This window comes from Fontibacillus panacisegetis (genome assembly GCF_900102215.1).
Classification (GTDB): Bacteria; Bacillota; Bacilli; order Paenibacillales; family Paenibacillaceae; genus Fontibacillus; species Fontibacillus panacisegetis.
Map to the genome: position 1 here is coordinate 1,554 of NZ_FNBG01000008.1, position 19,425 is coordinate 20,978.

The following is a 19,425-nucleotide window of genomic DNA, read 5'->3' on the forward strand; positions in this document are numbered from 1 at the left end:
GGCATTCCCTGCATGTTTGGCATTCCCTGCATGTTTGGCATTCCATGCACGTTTGGCATTCCTTGCACGTTCGGCATTCCATGTATATTGGACATATCATGCATATATGGCTGACCCCAACAAGGATCATACATATGATATGGGTAACATGGGTGGCATGGATAACCTCCCATTTCCATTTCTCCCATCATTAGTGGACTTGTATATGGAGCACTTGAGAGCCCAGGATATTCGCCATCCTGCATTCCCGTTCCAGCCGCATTCCACAATTCCTGAGGAGCTTGAGGAAAATCATAGTAAGACGATACAGCCTCTGCAGGCATCTGATATTGATAAAATAAATGACTATCAGGTTGAGCTTTGTTACCCGAGCACCCACATGATGATTGAGGATAGAGAGGTGCTGTGTTAGCCATCTCTTGCGGTTGATAATCATAATATGGTGATATCGGTAATTCAGGACAAGGGCATTCAGTAGCCTGAACGCAAGATGGTTCCTCATATTTTACTGGTTCATACTTTACCGGCTCATACTTTACAGGTTCGACCTTTAAAGGTTCATAAGTAATTTGTTCAATTCCAATTTCGACTTGAATAGGTTGAAGTTGTATAACCTCCGTTTTGGTTGGTTCAATTTTTACAGGTTCAACATTAGGTTTAGTTGGCTCAACTTTTACAGGTTCAGTGTTAGGCTTTGTAGGTTCAACTTTAATAGGTGCAGTATTCGGTTTAGTCTGTTCTACTTTTCCGGTCTCTGCCTTAGCAGCAGTATTTTTTTTCCCTGTTGGACCTGGATTGGCCGTAACTCCACCTTGACCTGCGTTTACATTTGATTGAGTTCCTTTTGCTGGGATATTTACAATTTCTCCTACCTTAAGTACATTTGGATCACTTAACTGAGGATTCGCTGCGATCAGGGTTTCAAGCGGAATCCCCCAAGCTTTGGACAATTTCCATAGTGTATCACCTTGCTTGACAACATGTTTATACACTCCACTTCCACTACCGCTTCCATTACCGTCTACGGACACTGCGACTGTTGGAATTTTCACCTTATCCCCAATGTTCAATTGATCGGGATTCGCAATTTGCGGGTTACTTTCAATCAGCTTCTGCAAGGGCACATTATACTTTTTTGACAGCTCGTATAAAGTGTCGCCTTGTTTTACGATATGAATTTTCACGCGTCATAAACCTCCTAGGTTTCTTCTCCGGTAGGTGATTCTATCGCCCGGGGCCCATTTAATACATCCTATGCAGAAGCCCGGTTTTTGACATCCATGAAGGAATAAAAAAAATCCCACCCACCTCTTTCGAGATGAATGGGGTCTAGTCTATTTATCAAATTACCAAACTTTAACGCCGTCCTTATCAACGATGCTGCGGAATTCGTCCAGAAGCTTAAGAGTAATAGGCCCCGCATGACCTTCACCGATAATTCGACCATCAACTTCACGCACAGCAATAACCTCAGCCGCAGTACCTGTAAGGAAGACTTCATCAGCAACGTACACATCGTGCATGGAGAATGGTTCTTCCTTGATTTTGTAGCCTTTATTGTTGCAGATTTCGATGATAGCCTGACGCGTAATACCATCAAGTGCACCCAAATAGCATGGAGGTGTAGTGATTACACCATTTTTCACGATAAAAATATTGTCTCCAGAGCCCTCTGTAACATATCCTTGAGCATTCATCATAATCGCTTCCCCCGCACCAGCGAGGTTGGATTGGATTTTTACCAAAATATTATTCAAATAGTTCAAAGACTTGATCTTTGGATTTAAAGCATCCGGAATATTCCGTCTCTGCGATACAGACACCGTTTTCAGACCAGTCTTATAAGCTTCTTCAGAGTAAATTGCAAGTTGCTCAACGATAATGATAACCGATGCATTCGGACAACGATTAGGATCAAGGCCTAAATTTCCTGCACCACGTGAAACTACCAAGCGGATATATCCATTACGCAGCTCGTTACGACGTAAGGTCTCAACCAGTGCGTCTTCCATCTCTTGATAAGTAAGTGGAATATTCAGCATAATTGATTTTGCCGAATCATACAGTCGATCCAGATGCTCTTTGCATTTAAAGATGTTACCGTTATAAATGCGGATACCTTCAAAAATCCCGTCCCCGTATAAAAATCCATGATCATACACTGATACTTTTGCGTTCTCTTTAGTTACAAATTGTCCGTCTAGATAAATCCATTGCTCAGCCACTAGTACCGCACCTCCGTTTTAGTTCCTTCAAAAGTATAGCTTGGATAGCTCCCAAGAGCCCGTACATGACATCCTAACGCTTCAATTTCTTTAATAGCGGAGGATAACAGAACAGAATCTAATGATTCGAGAACATCCATGTAAAAATAGTAATTACCCAGACGCTTCTTCGTTGGCCGTGATTCAATGCGCGACAAGTTAAGCTTGCGCCAGGCGAAAGCAGATAACACCTGATGAAGTGCTCCTGGAAAGTTCTCTGGCAAAGTGACCAGAATACTTGTCTTCGCTTCTGAACGCCCCCCTGAAATTTTGACCTGTTGATTGAATGGCTTTGGTCCAATAAGCGCGAATCTTGTATAGTTATTGTCATGATCCGTTACCTTATCCGCCAAAATATCTAACCCATGCCGCTTAGCGCCCAGCGCCGTTCCTACCGCAGTCCATCCTTCATCAGGATGCTTTTTCACCAATTCAACTGCCTCTGAGGTGCTTCCAACATGCTCCAATTCAGCGTTTGGCATCCGGGATCTGATAAACTGCAGACACTGCGCCATCGCAACAGGATGGGACAACACTTTGCCTATTTTAGAATAATCGATATCACCCGTTGAGCCAACAAATTCCTCGCGTTTGCCTATCAAATTCTGCATTGAAGGGTATACCCATTCAATTTGCATCGGGATGTCCACTTCATGAACTAACCAATCCATATGCAGGCTTACAGAGCCTTCAATCGTATTTTCCATTGGAATGACACTGTAATCAGTCTTCCCATTTGCAGTCGCCAGAAAAACATCGGAAATTTGTTTGAAATGATGCAGCTCCACAGGTTCGTCTCCAAAAAGATGAAGAACTGCCTCATGGGAAACCGACCCTTCCGGCAACAATGCTATTCGTTTCATGCCATGACTTCCCCTCTAGCTCTGTTTTCAAAAAGTCAGATTAACTTCATTCTGAATGAGATCCAGAAATGAATCCTCTGTCTCCATAGTAATCTCCGTTACACCATCCCTGCAAGGCTTCAGCCATAGTGTCTTTGCAGTAATGTTGTGTTCACCAAGTACACTCAGAAGAAACTGCTCCAGCTCCGTTCCCGCAGAAATTCGTTGATCTGCAAGAGCTAATAACGTTGGACCTGCACCACTCAGAGCAATTCCGATAGCACCATGATCCGTAGCCTCCTCAAGTATTCGAGACATTCCCGGCACAAGAGAAGCTCGGTAAGGCTGATGCAAGCGATCGGACATACATTGCGAAATCAAGTCCAATCTGCCTGATGCGAGCGCAGCGGTGAGCAATGAGGCCCGACTGACATTGTATACTGCATCGCTTAAACTTACCTGCTTAGGCAATACTTCACGCGCTTTAGTTGTTGACAGTTGAAAGTCTGGAATGGCGACCAGTACACCAAGATCAACTGGCGGTTCAATTCGAAGCGATTCAGCGTGAATACCATCCCACACCGCAGTAATAATCCCGCCATACAATGAAGCTCCAACATTGTCGGGATGATGCTCAAGAGCAGTCGCCATATCAAACAGCTTGGCTTTGCTTAGTGGAGAGCCGATAAGCTGATTGGCAGCAAACAATGCCCCAACAATCGCCGAGGCACTGCTACCAAGACCGCGCGTAAGCGGAATATCTGAGTACATCGAAATTTCCAGCTCCAGCAACGATTCACCAGCCTCAGCGAACACGGATTGTGCCACTTTGTATATCAAATTAGATTTATCCGCAGGTAAACCCTTTAAATTATCGCCATACAAATGAAAGCTTGTCGTTTGGGCAGGTTTCATCTCTATCCACGCATACAGAGATAACGCCATACCTAGTGTATCAAATCCTGGACCCAAATTGGCAGTACTTGCGGGTACTTTAACCCGGACTCCGTTAGTTCGTATCATGATGATTCACACCCCTAAACCCCTTCTGTTCCTAATTTATCCCTCTACTCGATATACACTCTTAACGCGGTGTATAACATCAAGCGACTCAAAATGGTTCAACACTTTATCCATGTTGGCTTTACTTGCGTTATGCGTCACAATTATGATTTCTGCATCCGAGGTATTCGCATTTGGTGACTGTACGACTGATTCCAAGCTTACATCATACTCTGCAAATACTTGAGTAATTTGTGCAAGCACACCAGCTTTATCAGCAACGTTCAGCAAAAGGAAGTTTTTATATGAGATTTGATCATCACTTTTTAGCTTTTTCGGTTTGTACGGTACAATGGCTTTCAAACCGTTAACACCCAGCTTCAGATTTTTCACAACAGCAATCAGATCAGCGACGATCGAAGTAGCAGTTGGCATTTCTCCAGCTCCGGCTCCATAGAACATCGTCTCACCTACTGCTTCACCATATACATACACCGCATTAAATACACCATTAACTGCCGCAATTGGATGAGTGCTCTTGACCATCGTTGGTTGTACGCTGATGCTTACTTCTTCTTCCTCTCTGTCAGCGATTCCAAGCAGCTTTAATTCATAACCCAATCTCTTCGCATGTACGATATCTTCTTTCGTAACCGACGAAATCCCGCGAACCTCAACATCCTTAAGTTCAATATCAGTTCTAAAACCAAGTGTACCGAGAATGGTCATTTTTCGAGCGGCATCAAGACCTTCCACATCGGAAGTCGGGTCTGTCTCTGCGTACCCAAGCTGTTGCGCTTCCCGAAGCACGTCATCGTATGAAGCACCTTCTAAACTCATTTTAGTCAAAATATAATTTGTTGTGCCATTTACGATCCCCATAATTTTCATAATTCGATCAGAGGAGAAGCCCTCGATCAGTGTACGGATAATCGGAATCCCCCCCGCAACACTGGCTTCATAAAATACATCACACTGTTTTTCTTGGGCTTTAGCCACAATTTCAGACCCATACAGCGCCATTAAATCCTTGTTTGCAGTAACGATATGCTTGCCGCGATCAAGCGCCTCAAGAATATACGCTTTTGTCTCATTAACCCCGCCCATAACTTCAACGATTATGTCAATCTCAGGATCGCGAATAACATCCCAAGGATTGTCTGTTAGTTTACTGCTCTCAATCTCAATATTTCTTTTCTTATCCAGACTCCTTACGGCTACTTTTTCAATAACGACAGGTGAGCCTACTTGTCTGCTCAAATCTTCCTGGTGACCTTCTACAATGCGAATAACACCAGTTCCAACTGTACCCAGTCCAAGCAACCCTACCTTCACAGGTTTCAAATTTAGTCCCCTCCTAGTTGTTTCTATCGTTTACCATTATCTATCTTCTTCTATCTTCTATCCTTGACCCACAATCTGGGTCTTCCTTACACCGGGGATACCCTGCAGCAGTTCGATCATCCCATCCAGTTCTTCTGTGAGACGTGTGGTCTCTACCGAAATGACGACATTCGCCCTTCCTTGTAGTGGTATACTCTGATTGATCGTCAACACATTCCCGCCAGAACCAGCAATAAGTGCCAAAACTTTAGATAGAATGCCTGATCGATGCTCCAAATCAAAGGATATCGTGACAATACTCTCACGTTCAATCTGATTCAGAAGATGGATGCCGTCTTTATACTTGTAATAAGCGCTTCGGCTCAGTCCTACCTGTGATACAGCTTCATGGACCGTCCTGACATCGCCAGAGGCCAGCAGTTCCTTTACCTGCAGTGTCTTGATGACAGCTTCAGGCAAAATATCCTCGCGAACCAAATAGTAGCGTTCCTTCACAAACGTCCTCTCCTTAGAGACTGTTGTATTCGTATAGTGGACATTATAACGGAATCCATCCTTTAAAACAATCCATTTTATAATCTTTGTGCGCGGATTTTTCTATTCTAGCCGTATAAAAAAACACGGGCACAACATCCTTCTAAGGACTGCACCCGTTGGTATGATCAATATATTGTCTTAGTAGTAATAACTGCTGCCTTCTACAAATTCAAATTCGAAATCCCCGATCCGTACAATCGTTCCGTCCGTCGCACCACGTTGTCTAAGTTCTTCATCTACACCCATATGTCTAAGTGTGCGTGCCAGCTTCAAAATTGCATCATGCGTGTTAAGCTGCATCCGTTTCATCATACGCTCGATCTTTACGCTCTCAACAATAAAGGTCTCGTTTTCCCGTTTTATTGTAAAGCTATCATCTTCTCGTTTATCCAGCTTGTAGACTTTTCTTTCCTCTAGCTCTGTCACTTCTTCAATGGCAGGAGCTTCTGGAATCTGATCCAGGAGATCCGTAGCTCTGTACAGCAATTCCTGTACTCCCTGACGAGTCAGTGAGGATATTGGCATAATTTCAAGATCAGGGCGTACCTTGCCTACCTGCTCTTTAAATTTTTCTAAATTGTCAGCCGATTCAGGCATGTCCATTTTGTTAGCAGCTACAATTTGCGGACGATTCTCAAGATCGGCATTATAGAGACGAAGCTCATCGTTAATCTTCTGCCAGTCATCAAAAGGATCCCGTCCTTCCGAACCCGCCATATCTACAACATGAATAATGAGTCTTGTCCGTTCCACATGGCGTAAAAACTCATGTCCTAGTCCAACGCCTTCATGCGCGCCTTCGATTAATCCAGGCAAATCGGCCATTACAAAACTACGGCCTTCACTGACATCAACTACGCCAAGATTCGGAGTAATTGTAGTGAAGTGATAAGCACCGATTTTGGGCTGTGCAGCGGATACCACCGACAATAAAGTGGATTTGCCGACACTCGGAAACCCAACCAGACCAACATCGGCCATTACCTTGAGTTCCAGCACAATCCAACGTTCTTCCCCCTCCTCGCCGTGTTCGGCAAGCTCAGGTGCAGGGTTGTTTGGCGTAGCAAAACGAATATTACCGCGTCCACCACGACCACCTTTGGCTACTACGACCTGTTGTCCATGGCGTGTTAAATCGGCCAGAACTTCTCCAGTATCATCATCAATAATGACTGTGCCTGGTGGAATGCGAACGATCATATTCTCGGCATTAGCGCCATGCTGGCTTTTATTGCGTCCCTTCACACCACGTTGCCCCTTAAAATGCCGTTGGTAGCGAAAATCCATGAGCGTCCGCAGACCTTCATCAACTCTAAAAATGACGTCAGAGCCCCTCCCGCCATCGCCTCCAGCAGGCCCTCCTTCTGGAACATACTTTTCCCGGCGGAATGCGACGATACCGTCTCCTCCGTCGCCTCCTTTTACATAAACCTTCGCTTTATCTACAAACATGCATTCACCTCATTTTAATTTCCGCAAGCTATCCTGAGTCTAAGAGAGGATATTTCCGAATCCAGCCGTTCGGCTACAACCCGTTTTTCTTTGTCCCAATTCTCTAATAATTGTGTAAGTGTATCCACACTTCCTGAGCCTTCCTGTTCAAAAATTGCGGCCACCTCATTACCTTCAAGGCAAAAGGACAGCTTAAGCCGCACTATTTCTCCCCATGATGATCGGCCGCAAAATTGATAAGCTCGTATAGTCTCCGTAATCGCCAAGGAGAACTCTTCCCCATCCTCAGTTAGCAATAGATCATCCAGATGAAGATTTTCCTGAACATATATCTCCAATTGAATGGATCCGTTCATTTCCCGAAAAGATTGCAGATAGAACACCAAAGATGGAATACCCAGTCTTGCGATTTTGCCCTCGACTGCCATTCTTTCCTTTATTCTTTCCACACAATCGGCAAGTTTATCATATTTTCCTAATTGAATATACCCATACAAAATTTGCAGATCATTCATCCAATCATGACGATGATGGCCTAACGTTGCAGTAGCTGTTCTCTGTACCGATTCAAGCAAAATTTTCCGTTCATTAACTGCCTGCCGATGTATATATCTAATATACCACCAGCACAAAATGAGTAGGCAACAGCTAATTCCAACATAGCCGACAAGCGAAGAAATGAAATAATTAGCGCTCAGACAAGCTATAGACAGAATAACTACAATAGCTGGTACCGTGAACCGATACTTCATGACTTTCCCCGTTCCTCTGACAGATTGGGTGAACTTTCCACCCTGACATCATTACACAGTATATCATAAAAATCCTTGTGAGAATGCAGGAATTACAGCTTCTCTATTGTATACAAAAAAGCCCCCGGCACTTACATGCCAAGGGCTTATGAAGTCTTACCAGTATAAAAAAATCTTAAGCTTCTACTGCAGCCGCTACAGGAGCGATTTCCACAGGGTAGACGCTCACTTTTTTACGGTCGCGACCCCAACGTTCGAATTTAACGACGCCATCCACTTTAGCAAACAGCGTATCATCCTTACCGATACCTACGTTAGTACCTGGATGAATTTTAGTACCGCGTTGACGAACTAGAATGCTTCCGCCAGTAACGATTTGACCGTCAGCACGTTTAACGCCAAGGCGTTTCGCAATGCTGTCGCGTCCGTTCTTTGTGGAACCTACGCCCTTCTTCGAAGCGAACAACTGAAGATTTAATTTCAACATTGTCCATCTACCTCCTTCTTCAAATAATAACGTTCTGTATTTTAATATACTTTCCGTATGATCCTTCGATACTTGTAAGCATAACAACCATGGAGGCAAGCAACAGCTGCACTTGTTCTATAGCCTTCGGTTCGACATGAGATGGAAGATTGGCATTTAGAAAACCATGCTTCATCTCAGAGTCCATAACAACTCCCGTTAGGGCCTCAATGGAATTGACTGTTCCAACAGTTACAGCCGAAACTCCAGCACAAACGATATCTTCACCGGGTTTAGCATAGCCAGCATGACCTGATACTTCAAATCCAGCAATGGTGTTATCACTATGGCGTAAAATAGAGACGATAATCAATTACCGCACCTTCTTACGCTTGGATTTTCTCGATAGTCACTTTCGTGTAAGGTTGACGATGACCTTGTTTTTTGTGGTAGTTCTTTTTAGGTTTATATTTGTATACGACTACTTTTTGGCCTTTGCCGTGTTTTTCGACTTTCGCCGTTACACTTGCACCAGCAACCAATGGAGCGCCTGCTACCAAACCTTCACCTTTAGATACTGCCAATACACGGTCGAACGTTACACTTGTACCGTCCTCAGCGTTCAATTTCTCGATGTAAAGAACATCTCCCTCTTGAACACGGTATTGTTTACCACCAGTTTCGATAATTGCGTACATTTACTTGCACCTCCTCATGTCTCAGACTCGCCTGATTTAGGTGCTGCTGCCTAAGCTGCAGACTTATCAACCCGATCGGAGCGGTTACAGCATGTGTACGAGGTATTCCCATAACACATACCATAGTATGATAGCATGCCCTCAACTAAAAATCAATTTATTTTTGACAAGCAAAATGCAATCATTTCTAGATCATTCACTAACCGTAACCACATTTTCATTTCTAATTCGCTTACGTGTCATTTCCAGAAGTCCTAATTTGGTCCAACCTAAAATGTGATGCTGAGTGCGGTCTCCTTTAAAAGATTTCTCAAGAGTATCCAACACTCCAGCGCGATGTTCTTCACTATTCATATCAATAAAATCAACAATAATTATGCCGCCTGTATCACGTAAGCGTACAAGCCTGGCGATTTCTCTGGCTGCTTCCAGATTCGTCAAATACACGGTATCCTCAAGATTGTCTCTGCCGGTAAATTTGCCTGTATTGACATCAATAACTGTCAGCGCTTCGGTTGTGTCCCATACGAGGTATCCGCCACCAGGAAGCCACAGTTTTCTCAGAAAATCCTTCTCTAACTGCTGCCTGATTCCATAAAAATCAAAGATAGGGGAGTCCTTCTTATACTTCACAATATTTGGCGATTCCCCGGGAAGCATCGTAGCGAGAAAATCAGCAGCTTCTTTGGCTTGCTCAGAGCTATCCATAATAAGCTCGTCCGTCTCAGGACTATACACATCTCTCATTAATCGCTGCACCATACTGAGATCGTGATGCAGCACACAAGGAGATATACCAGTATCACTCTTGCTTAAAATAGTATTCCATCGCCCTCGAAGCAAGGTTAAGTCCTCCTGAATCGCCTCACTTCCAGCATGCTCTGCATTCGTTCTTATAATGAGTCCTTCTTCTTCCGTACGCAGCTCTTCTCCTATTACTTTCAGCCGTGATCTTTCTTCTTCAGATCCGATTTTCTTAGAGACTGCCACATACCCTGCGTTCGGCATGTAGACTAACCAACGCCCTGGCAATGAATAGTGAGTCGTTACTCTCGCTCCTTTATTGCCGATTCCTTCTTTTACTACCTGCACTATCAATTCGTGTCCCGGCTTAAGCAGCTCTGTAATTAGAGGCTTCTGCTTCGGCTGCTTCTCTAAATGAGGATGCAGCAGATCATCGATATAAAGGAATGCATTCTTCTTCTGTCCAATATCCACAAAAGCAGCCTGCATACCTGGAATCACATTGACAACCTTACCTTTGAAAAAACTGCCTACCAATCCTCTTTTCTGAGAACGCTCCGCCGCATACTCCACCAGCTTACCCTCTTCAAGCAGCGCGAGCTGGATGGAATCGACACCGCAGTGAACAATCATCCGTTTCATGATCTCACCCTTCGTTTTACGTTCTGTCAGAAACATTTCTCCTTTATTATACCATGGCTAATACTATCAGTCAGATCCCGGGGTTCCCTCTTAAATAAGAAGAGATCACCCTCTGTTCAGGCACTACGGCAACTATATTCCCTTGCTGATTAACCACATAAATAAAATGATACTTTTCCCTCTTAAATAGACGCAAAATATAATCCAAAGGTTTCGATTTATCAGCAACAATTGGCTGAGCAATATTACCATTATGCTGCTCTGAAAAAAAACGTTCTCTGTTAACTAGGAATCGTAGAAAACGATAAGGAATATTTCTATAATCACTCCAATTGGAATACAGCAAAAATGAGCCTACAAGCAATAAATTAAGCTGTACTGCTCCTTGTCCAAGCAACTGAGGAATAATTGAATATGCGATGAGCATGATGCTAAATAAAAGACTTATCCGGTGACTCCAAATGAGAGTGGCGTGATACGGGAGCAGGAGAGTGCACAGGGATTGGCTTATTTTCCCCCCATCAAGTGGCAGTATTGGAAGGAGATTAAACAGAGCAATCAAAAGATTGCTATTAATAAAATATGAAAGAAATGGCCCGTCCCATAGCCCAACAGCATGAAAAAGCAATGATAAACCGATAAGCACCATGTTCTGCAGGGGACCGGCCAAAGATATTAGGATTTCACGACCTGCTGTCAAATGACCTGTATCTTCCATAATCGCAACTCCACCAAAAGGAAGCATTTGCACTGACAGCACCTTTACCCCGAGAAATCTGGCGGCGGCGACATGTCCCAGCTCATGAATGAACACGATCACAAAAAGTGCTAGCAGCTCTAATAAATGTCCTGTTAATAATGAGGTCAGCATAATGATGACAAAAAACGGATGAAAAGAAATAACGATCCCATTCCATCTAATCAAACGAAATCAACTCCGCCGGATCAATATACCGATCATTAATTTTTAGCGCAAAATATAAAGTCGCATATGGAGGTGATGATTTCGATGGTAATACTCCAATTACATCTCCACTTTCTACCCAATCTCCCTTTTCTACAAAAGGTTCATCCAGATGCCCGTAGAGGGATTCATAGCCACCAGCATGCTGGATCACTACAGTCATACCGGTTAGCGCGTCTCGCGATACACTTACAACCCGTCCGGTCTCTGTACTTTTCACCTGCACACTGCTTTCCCCCTCTTGATCAGGGATAATCTCCACACCCTTCAAGCTTAATGCAAACGAACCTGCCAGCGTTCCTTCCATTGGAGTAGAGAATCCGTTACTTGATCCAACCTTCAAGCTTTTATCTTCGTTATGTTTAAATATCGGAATAAAAGATGGGGGCCCTCCAAAAGTACGTTCATACCAAACTTCTGCTGCCGCAAAATCCATCTCTTTAGTAAGAGCATCGGCCACGAATATTCGAATGGGAAATGCCCAAGCAGGCTCATATTGATTAATTCCCCATATGCCAACGAACAAAGCAGCACTGATGACAAGCTTGATAAACATCATGCTCCAAAATGAAGAATGCTTCCGTTTCCGTCCTCCATCCTCTATATCCCTTGATCCATAGGAGCTAATATCCGTCCAGCGCCCTTGTCCTCTTTTCCATAGAAATTCTGGATCTGACTCAGTTGCTTCATCATGTTCTGTAGCAGGTGTAACTGACATCCATTTTGAATCTGTCCCATTGCCATTGCTCCATCCCGGGAGGGCAGCACGCGCTGCATCCGCAGCTGTAAGTTGTCTGATGCGTTCTTCCCGCCGCTTCTTCACATTTGATTTAACATTCATTTTGCTCTTCCCTCCCAAAGCTGCCTTCTCTATACGTAATATTTATGAGATGTATAGGACAAATATGTACGGGCTTACAGGTCCAATTATGGAGCTTATAAGGTCCAGGCAAATAAATCCTGCATAGGATATATAGGTTACACCAGTGGCCCTTACAATTTATTTGAACAGGAGAGATCGGTGGGATGAGAGAGAAAAAACACCGTAGCGTATTATTGAGCAAGTGGACCAAAACGAAAGCTCTTCTTGGTAGTAGTGAGGTGCGTCGGTTTATTCTGGACACTCGAAAATTCAGTAAGCCCAATCTTAAAACCATGCTAGAAGCCTACAACATGATATATATAAAACCTGAGATTGGCACATATGGTAAGGGGGTCACTCGTGCGGAGAGGCTAAATACCGGGGAGTACACTTATCAAATTGAGACAAAAGTCAAAACATTTCGGGATTTCGAAACATTTCACCGCTCTCTACTAAAAATCAAGGGTAAAAAAAGCTATCTTATCCAGAAAGGCATTCACTTGGTTAAGTATAATAAGCGACGTTTTGACATACGGGTTATGGTGCAGCTTAGTCCTAAAGGAATATGGGAGACAACAGGACTCATTGGGCGGGTGGCACAGCCGGGAAAAATCGTTACTAATTATCATAACGGGGGGAAGCTTATGGATGTTAGACGCTTATTTTCCGCACATCTAACATCCACTGATATGGAGAGGGTGATTCATACTTTAGAAAAACTAGGTGTCAACACTGCAAAGCATCTGCATAAAAAATATCCTGGATTCCGCCAGATTGGCCTGGATGTCGGATTTGACCGTTCATGGACCCCTCGAATTATTGAAGTAAATACGAATCCAGATCCTTATATATTCAACAAACTATCGGATAAAAGTGTATATCGGAAAGTCATGCGTTATAGACGGTTGGCTAAAATTTAGATTTATTGCCTGTTCCAAAAGTAGTTTTCGTTGACTAGTAGCTATTACTTGGAAAAAGCAGCGAAATAGGCACTATATCAGTCAACAATTCCAGGAATACCGCATCACAACACGGCTACACTTGAGAAAATGTTATAGAATCAGGAGGAATCAAGCGGTACAGGGAAGGGATAAGCTTTCTTGTACCGCTATATCTAGTTCTGACATACGAAGCGTCCCATGAACTGAACAAGCCTACTTTTGGAACAGCCCCATGATCACATATATTTTTTTCAAAAGTTAAATTCACTTTCCCAATCAAAATCACTCGACTGCTCAATGCTCTTTGGCCAGTGTCTGCACCAATCAGGAACACCTGGTGATTCGACCCGATCAAGGCTTGGGGTATACGGCTTTAAATCAATAACCGGTGATCCATGATTCGCATCAATATAAGGAATTCGAATTATACCTCGGTCTTCATCCACGTTAATGATTTGCACTACAGAGAGAGCAACCGGATTGGGTCTGATTGGAGAACGTGTTGCAAAAATGCCCATTTTTTGAGGAGCTTTTTTATAAGGAGCTTCCACTTCTACTATACTTCTCGCTTCTACATTGTCAAAATCGTCGAACCACCAAATCACATTAACATGACTAAATCCGGTCAGCTCTTTTAACGCCTGCTTGTACTTGCTTTCGACAATGATAAGTATTTCGTCTTGATCCACAGTGATTTTTCCGATTGGATTTACATTAAACATCCTCATCATAACCTCCTGAATTTTCATTTACTACAATTTCACTGTAAAACCTACCACCATGTGAGAGTCAATTCTAAAAAAAAACCGACAGTATATTCTGTCGGCGGTTGGTATTAATCTCCAGTATTGAGCTGACTTTCCACGGGAATTTGTATTTCAGTAAGATAGCGATCAGGATCCTCTTCGTTCCATGGACCCCTATGACAAATTTGCCTGTTTCTACCTTTCATTCTATATTGATTATGCTGCTGAAGCCAATGAGCAAACGACGAGTAACCAGAAGCAATATTTTCAAACGGACCGTATACCCAGGTATAAGCCATAGTATCGACTTTTTCGGTCTGGCGAAATGTAAAGCCATCTTTGCTGATTCCTGATTGATTTACAACGACGCAGACCTCTACATCAACATTAGCCTCTTTATACTCATCATCATGATATATAGCAAACGAACTACTATTTTGTGAAATATTCAATCCTTCCTCTTCAATAAAACGTGTAAGTTCTTTCCATAATAGTTCCTCAGAAAAATAATCAGGAATGATCTTTCGCAAGGAGAGCACCTGTAAGCTTGGTATGCTCTTAAGAGAAACATCGTAATGTACCCTCGTTTTTCTTTCTGTTAAGTCATGAAGTGCAGTTTCAATTTTTTTTAGTCTCTCTTGTTCTCTTGTAATGGCACGTTCGATTTCCAGATATTTGTCCTTAAGCTGATCGGTCAGGAATGCATCTTCCCAACAATTTAATGTAACTGCAATTTCAGACACCGAAAATCCCGAATCACGCAAAAAAATAATTTTATGTAAATGAGATATTTGTTCAACAGAATAGAAACGATAGCCTGTGAATTTATCTATTCGCGCTGGTTTTAACAGGCCAGTCTCATCATAGTATCGTAACATTCTTATAGAGACCTGAGTTAGCTTTGAAAATTCTCCAATTTTAAAAATAACAATACCTCCCCTTCCTTTAATAAAATTATCAATCACTATAACATGGATGAGCTTTCGTTCACTATAAGAAAGACCACTGGAGAGATTCACTCCAATGGTCTTATCAAGTGCTAATCCACCTTATATTTCTCCTGATGCAGCTTAATGCTGAACACTAGCCCAATACACAGCATATTGATCAATAGGGAGGTTCCCCCATAGCTGATAAATGGCAACGTAATACCTGTTATCGGCATTAAGCCAATCATCATACCAACGTTCTCAAATATTTGAAACAGAAACATCGCTACGATGCCTATTATGATATAAGCGCCTCTTTTATCAATACAACGCATTGCAATCAAGATCATCCTGTAAATAAACATGAAATAGAGCAGTAACAACAATGAAGATCCTACAAATCCAAATTCTTCACCTACAACGACAAAAATGGAGTCCGAATAAGGATAAGGAATGAACTTCTTATTCTTCAGCTCGCCATTCATGTATCCATCACCTAGAAGCCCGCCTGAGCCTATTGCCATTTTAGCGTAGCTGGATTGATGTCTTTCATCGTTGGATGCTTGATCTGGATTAATAAACGTGTTGATCCGCTGATACCAGTGTTGCTTGTTATTCTCTTCTAAATACTCACGAATTTCTGTATTAAAAGTATTAAATAATGTAACGAAAAGAATGAGCGCTCCCAGCAGGATGGTAAATGCAATGACCACATGACTGTACTTGGCATTACCGATCCATAGCATAGCTACAAGTATAATCAAATAAATAATGGCGTTACCAAGGTCAGGCTGGATAACCACGAGTACAAAGGGTATGAGGGTTACTGCAGAAATGGGGATAATATCCCTGCCAAAACGCAAATGTTGTTGTTCTCGTTGTCCCAATAAATATGCAGTAGTCAGAATCAGGATTACTTTCACGAGCTCGGCAGGCTGGAACAATAGGTTACCAGGCAATTCAAACCAGCTTCGGGCACCATTTTTTACGGGAGCAAAAAGATAGACCAGGATTAGCATCAAACAACCTGCTCCATAAATAAACCAGCTGTATTTCAAAATTGTACGATAATCTACTAAAGACATGCCAAACACAACGATAAATCCTATAACATAGAATACTAACGTCTTAAGATCATAGGCATTAAACTTACCCTCATACGGAGCAATCGCACTTCGAACTAATAACGAACTAAGCACCATAAAAATGACAAGAATGCCTACCATAGGCCAATCTACTTTTTTCAGCTTAAAAAACAACGAATATCAACCCATTCCAAAAAACTTTTTGAAACGCGTAAACATGCCTTTCTTCTGATCGATTAACATTAGGGGCACGGTATCTCCCAAAATTCTTCGCGCAATGTTCCGATAAGCGATAGCTGCTTTGGAATCGGGATTCATTACTGTGGGTTCACCTGAATTTGCAGCTTTGATCACAAGCTCATCATCGGGTACAATACCGATTAAATCGATATTAAGCACTTGCAAAATATCCTCAATATCAAGCATATCCCCGGATTTCACCATGTTAGGCCGAATCCGGTTTACAATCAATTTTGGCGCAGCCACATGCGAGCTTTCAAGCAAACCGATAATTCGATCGGCATCACGAACAGCAGCATGTTCCGGCGTTGTAACAACAATAGCCTGATCAGCACCTGCGATTGCATTTTTGAAGCCTTGCTCAATCCCGGCAGGACAGTCGATAATAACGTATTCGTATTCCTTCTTGAGCTCCAGGATGATGTCCTTGACCTGTTCCGGTGTAATGGCATTTTTGTCTTTTGTCTGTGCTGCAGGCAGCATGTACAATTCGTCAAAACGTTTATCCTTAACAAGAGCCTGATTTAATCGGCAGCGCCCTTCCGCTACATCAATCAAGTCATAAATTATTCTATTCTCCAGACCCATCACGACATCCAGATTACGCAAGCCGATATCCGTATCGACCAGACACACCTTTTTACCCAGCAATGCAAGTGCCGTACCAATATTGGCCGAGGTTGTCGTTTTACCTACACCGCCCTTGCCTGATGTGACAACGATAGCTTCTCCCATAATTCACACCCCTTTAAACACATTAAAATCCGGTCTGATCCGGAACATATTGGTCATTTTGTCAATTTGCATCTTTCCATCACACAAAAAAGCAAATTCCATGCTTGTCTCACGATTTTCCCATTCATCCGGCGGTCTGCTAATAACTTCGGCAATGCGAAGCTGCGTTGGAGCCAAATAAGAAGCTGCAATCACTGCCCCTTCGTTACCTTCTATTCCTGCATGAGCCATTCCTCTTAGTGAACCAAGAATAAAAATATCCCCAGTACAGGCAATTGTTCCTCCTGGATTCACATCACCCAAGAACATCAGGTTCCCATTGTGGTGAAGTACCTGACCAGAACGAACAATTCCGCTCATCGTGGTCAATATTTCTTTAGTCTCTGACTCTTCATGGAGTTCAGGCATCTCGAAAGAACGGATTAACAGATTGCCCTTTTGCTTTAATATATCAAGAATCATCTCTTTCTGATCTTCCGTTACGATTCGCTCACCCAGCTTCACATCTACATGAACGATCGGGCCAGTCAAAATATTTTGGTGGCTGTACTCCAATTTATAACGAAGTTCCTCAAGGAGAGCCGAAAATTCACATGTATCGTCTAGCAGGAAAACCAGGCCATCTTTGATGCCTTTAATCGTAACGTGATTGGATTTAACTGTCATAAGCCTGTACCTCCCTCCTATTCAATTCGCGTAGAAGCAGACAAGTTCCTGCTTGCTATGATGAAAAGTCATAAAGAGTCAGGCTTTCTCCTCAGGAGAACGACGTCTTGTGATGATCTCCAATTCCCGCCGGAGCGGCACATAAACGATGAGTGCAAAAATAAATTGAATAAAAAGGTTGGGAATAATATGATTCATCAATGCCCATGTATAAGGTTGATGAGTAAGCTCAAATAATCGATATGTCCCGAACAATATGGAATCCAGAAGCATACTTCCAACCATGACGACAATCATCATAAGCGGAAGCGGGGCCTGGCGCACGCGGAATATCAGACCCATCAAATAGCAGGATAAACCCATAGCAAAGGAGTAGGCTCCTATCAGTGCTCCATAGTAGACAACGTCTTGAAGTAATCCGAAGCATAATCCGAGAACAAGGCCAGTATGCCTGTTATCGTAAATCGAAATAAACAATATAGCCACGTACACCAGATGAGGAAAAATTCGAGTCTGCCATGAACCCGGAACAAGCCAAGGTACTATGGCCCCCTCAACAACAAACAACAGAAACAGCTGCAGAATCAGGATATATTTACGCTTCCTCACTCTTTTTCAGCCTCCGGAGTAAATACTACAAACAGCTCTTTCCAATCCGTAAAGGTAGCTGCCGGTTCAACGTATGCTGTATAAGTCAGGCCGTATTCACCTACCTGAATGTCAGTCACCTTGCCAACGACAATACCACGCGGAAATACCCCGCCTACTCCCGAAGATATAATCGTATCACCCTTAGCAATCGGAGTGGAATCTTCGATTCTGCTCATGAGAAACGTACCGCTTGTGCTGTCATATGATTCAATGACTCCAAACACGTCATTCTCCTTGCCCTGAACAGTAACGGCAATACCGTTGGAGTTAGGATCTCTGGCATCCATCGTAGTAGCCAACTTCACTGTTGAAGTAAAATTGCTGACACGACTGACCACCCCTACTAATCCTAAATCCGACGAAACAGCCATTCCTTCTCTAACACCTTCTCGACTACCAATGTCAACTACAATTGTATTAGTGACCGGATCATTGTTTACACTAACGACCTGGGCAATTTTCCAAATGTAATCATATTGTTTCTTCTGGGCTTCCGTAAAATCGAGCTTCTGTTGCAACCGTTTATTATCCTGTTCAATCACATTAAATCTCGCTTTATCTCTAGTATAATGAGCCAAAGCAATCTTCAGCTCCTCATTCTCTTCCTGAAGCGCATGCAAATCTGAAATATCTTCAAACAAGCCCCCTATATAAGCAGCGGGCTTGTAAAACACATATTGCACAAAGCCAACGGTATCCTTCACGAACTTCTCCGGCCAGGACAAGCCGGCCCTTGCTCCAAGAGTAACGCCCATAACCGCTATAAATAGAATAAGTCCAATAAGCAAAATAAACAGTCTTTTATTGCCAAGCAACTTAAACAGTTTAAGCACCCTCCAACCTTACAATATTCTCCCTAATCC

At 42.9% G+C, this 19,425-nt stretch carries 22 protein-coding genes and 1 other annotated feature; of the genes, 1 reads left to right on the forward strand and 21 read right to left on the reverse strand.

Annotated elements, in window-relative coordinates; translation table 11 throughout:
* The 14 genes from BLS49_RS08710 to BLS49_RS08775 all read right to left on the reverse strand — a co-directional run.
* On the reverse strand, window positions 1-1,184 hold a 1,184-nt coding region (locus tag BLS49_RS08710; protein WP_139173117.1), incomplete at its 3' end, for a LysM peptidoglycan-binding domain-containing protein.
* A 162-nt stretch (window positions 1,185-1,346) separates the two neighbouring features.
* Window positions 1,347-2,225: a branched-chain-amino-acid transaminase gene (ilvE, locus tag BLS49_RS08715; RefSeq protein WP_091228494.1), complete on the reverse strand. Its 879-nt coding sequence runs from the start codon at window positions 2,223-2,225 to the stop codon at window positions 1,347-1,349.
* A complete protein-coding gene (gene pheA, locus BLS49_RS08720; RefSeq protein ID WP_091228496.1) occupies window positions 2,225-3,127 on the reverse strand; it encodes a prephenate dehydratase in 903 nt (300 codons plus the stop codon). The genes ilvE and pheA overlap by 1 nt, the downstream gene beginning before the upstream one ends.
* Before the next feature lie 27 nt (window positions 3,128-3,154).
* Entirely contained in the window at window positions 3,155-4,129 is a 975-nt protein-coding gene (thrB, locus tag BLS49_RS08725) for a homoserine kinase (protein WP_091228498.1), read from the reverse strand.
* Between the two features lie 36 nt (window positions 4,130-4,165).
* Window positions 4,166-5,452, reverse strand: a complete 1,287-nt coding sequence (locus BLS49_RS08730; protein WP_091228501.1) for a homoserine dehydrogenase — start codon at window positions 5,450-5,452, stop codon at window positions 4,166-4,168.
* Between the two features lie 57 nt (window positions 5,453-5,509).
* A complete protein-coding gene (locus tag BLS49_RS08735; protein WP_091228504.1) occupies window positions 5,510-5,947 on the reverse strand; it encodes an ACT domain-containing protein in 438 nt (145 codons plus the stop codon).
* A gap of 180 nt (window positions 5,948-6,127) precedes the next feature.
* Window positions 6,128-7,441 (reverse strand): GTPase ObgE, encoded by a 1,314-nt coding sequence (obgE, locus tag BLS49_RS08740; protein ID WP_091228507.1) that lies wholly within the window; start codon window positions 7,439-7,441, stop codon window positions 6,128-6,130.
* A 14-nt stretch (window positions 7,442-7,455) separates the two neighbouring features.
* Entirely contained in the window at window positions 7,456-8,193 is a 738-nt protein-coding gene (locus tag BLS49_RS08745; protein WP_091228510.1) for a Spo0B domain-containing protein, read from the reverse strand.
* Window positions 8,194-8,368: 175 nt separating this feature from the next.
* A complete protein-coding gene (gene rpmA / locus BLS49_RS08750) occupies window positions 8,369-8,680 on the reverse strand; it encodes a 50S ribosomal protein L27 (RefSeq protein ID WP_091228513.1) in 312 nt (103 codons plus the stop codon).
* 19 nt (window positions 8,681-8,699) lie between these two features.
* Window positions 8,700-9,032, reverse strand: coding sequence for a ribosomal-processing cysteine protease Prp (locus BLS49_RS08755; protein ID WP_091228516.1), 333 nt, complete (start codon window positions 9,030-9,032; stop codon window positions 8,700-8,702).
* Between the two features lie 13 nt (window positions 9,033-9,045).
* Window positions 9,046-9,357 carry a 50S ribosomal protein L21 gene (gene rplU, locus BLS49_RS08760; RefSeq protein ID WP_091228518.1) on the reverse strand — a complete coding sequence of 104 codons (312 nt, stop codon included), beginning with the start codon at window positions 9,355-9,357 and terminating at the stop codon, window positions 9,046-9,048.
* A 13-nt stretch (window positions 9,358-9,370) separates the two neighbouring features.
* Window positions 9,371-9,453 (reverse strand) — a sequence feature (ribosomal protein L21 leader region).
* Window positions 9,454-9,549: 96 nt separating this feature from the next.
* Window positions 9,550-10,743 (reverse strand): Rne/Rng family ribonuclease, encoded by a 1,194-nt coding sequence (locus BLS49_RS08765; RefSeq protein WP_091228862.1) that lies wholly within the window; start codon window positions 10,741-10,743, stop codon window positions 9,550-9,552.
* A gap of 70 nt (window positions 10,744-10,813) precedes the next feature.
* Complete coding sequence (locus tag BLS49_RS08770; protein ID WP_091228520.1) at window positions 10,814-11,668, reverse strand: M50 family metallopeptidase; 855 nt, start codon at window positions 11,666-11,668, stop codon at window positions 10,814-10,816.
* Window positions 11,661-12,548, reverse strand: coding sequence for a M23 family metallopeptidase (locus tag BLS49_RS08775; protein WP_091228523.1), 888 nt, complete (start codon window positions 12,546-12,548; stop codon window positions 11,661-11,663). Before BLS49_RS08775 ends, BLS49_RS08770 begins: the two co-directional genes overlap by 8 nt.
* A gap of 185 nt (window positions 12,549-12,733) precedes the next feature.
* Here BLS49_RS08775 and BLS49_RS08780 point away from each other — a divergent pair, with 185 nt between their 5' ends.
* A complete protein-coding gene (locus BLS49_RS08780) occupies window positions 12,734-13,489 on the forward strand; it encodes a YheC/YheD family protein (RefSeq protein WP_091228525.1) in 756 nt (251 codons plus the stop codon).
* A 272-nt stretch (window positions 13,490-13,761) separates the two neighbouring features.
* On the opposite strand, the gene BLS49_RS08785 is transcribed toward BLS49_RS08780, so the two are convergent.
* From BLS49_RS08785 to mreC, 7 genes are all read right to left on the reverse strand, one after another.
* Entirely contained in the window at window positions 13,762-14,232 is a 471-nt protein-coding gene (locus BLS49_RS08785) for an SAM-dependent methyltransferase (protein WP_245742311.1), read from the reverse strand.
* 113 nt (window positions 14,233-14,345) lie between these two features.
* Window positions 14,346-15,275: a MerR family transcriptional regulator gene (locus BLS49_RS08790; RefSeq protein ID WP_245742312.1), complete on the reverse strand. Its 930-nt coding sequence runs from the start codon at window positions 15,273-15,275 to the stop codon at window positions 14,346-14,348.
* Window positions 15,276-15,295: 20 nt separating this feature from the next.
* Window positions 15,296-16,444: an FtsW/RodA/SpoVE family cell cycle protein gene (locus BLS49_RS08795; RefSeq protein ID WP_091228530.1), complete on the reverse strand. Its 1,149-nt coding sequence runs from the start codon at window positions 16,442-16,444 to the stop codon at window positions 15,296-15,298.
* A gap of 6 nt (window positions 16,445-16,450) precedes the next feature.
* The gene (gene minD, locus BLS49_RS08800) at window positions 16,451-17,245 is read right to left on the reverse strand and encodes a septum site-determining protein MinD (protein WP_091228532.1); all 795 of its coding nucleotides are present in this window, start codon (window positions 17,243-17,245) and stop codon (window positions 16,451-16,453) included.
* 3 nt (window positions 17,246-17,248) lie between these two features.
* Window positions 17,249-17,911, reverse strand: a complete 663-nt coding sequence (gene minC / locus BLS49_RS08805) for a septum site-determining protein MinC (protein WP_091228534.1) — start codon at window positions 17,909-17,911, stop codon at window positions 17,249-17,251.
* 78 nt (window positions 17,912-17,989) lie between these two features.
* On the reverse strand, window positions 17,990-18,520 hold the full coding sequence (gene mreD, locus BLS49_RS08810; protein ID WP_091228536.1) for a rod shape-determining protein MreD: 531 nt from the start codon (window positions 18,518-18,520) through the stop codon (window positions 17,990-17,992).
* A complete protein-coding gene (gene mreC / locus BLS49_RS08815; protein ID WP_091228538.1) occupies window positions 18,517-19,395 on the reverse strand; it encodes a rod shape-determining protein MreC in 879 nt (292 codons plus the stop codon). Before mreC ends, mreD begins: the two co-directional genes overlap by 4 nt.
* Window positions 19,396-19,425: the final 30 nt, after the last annotated feature.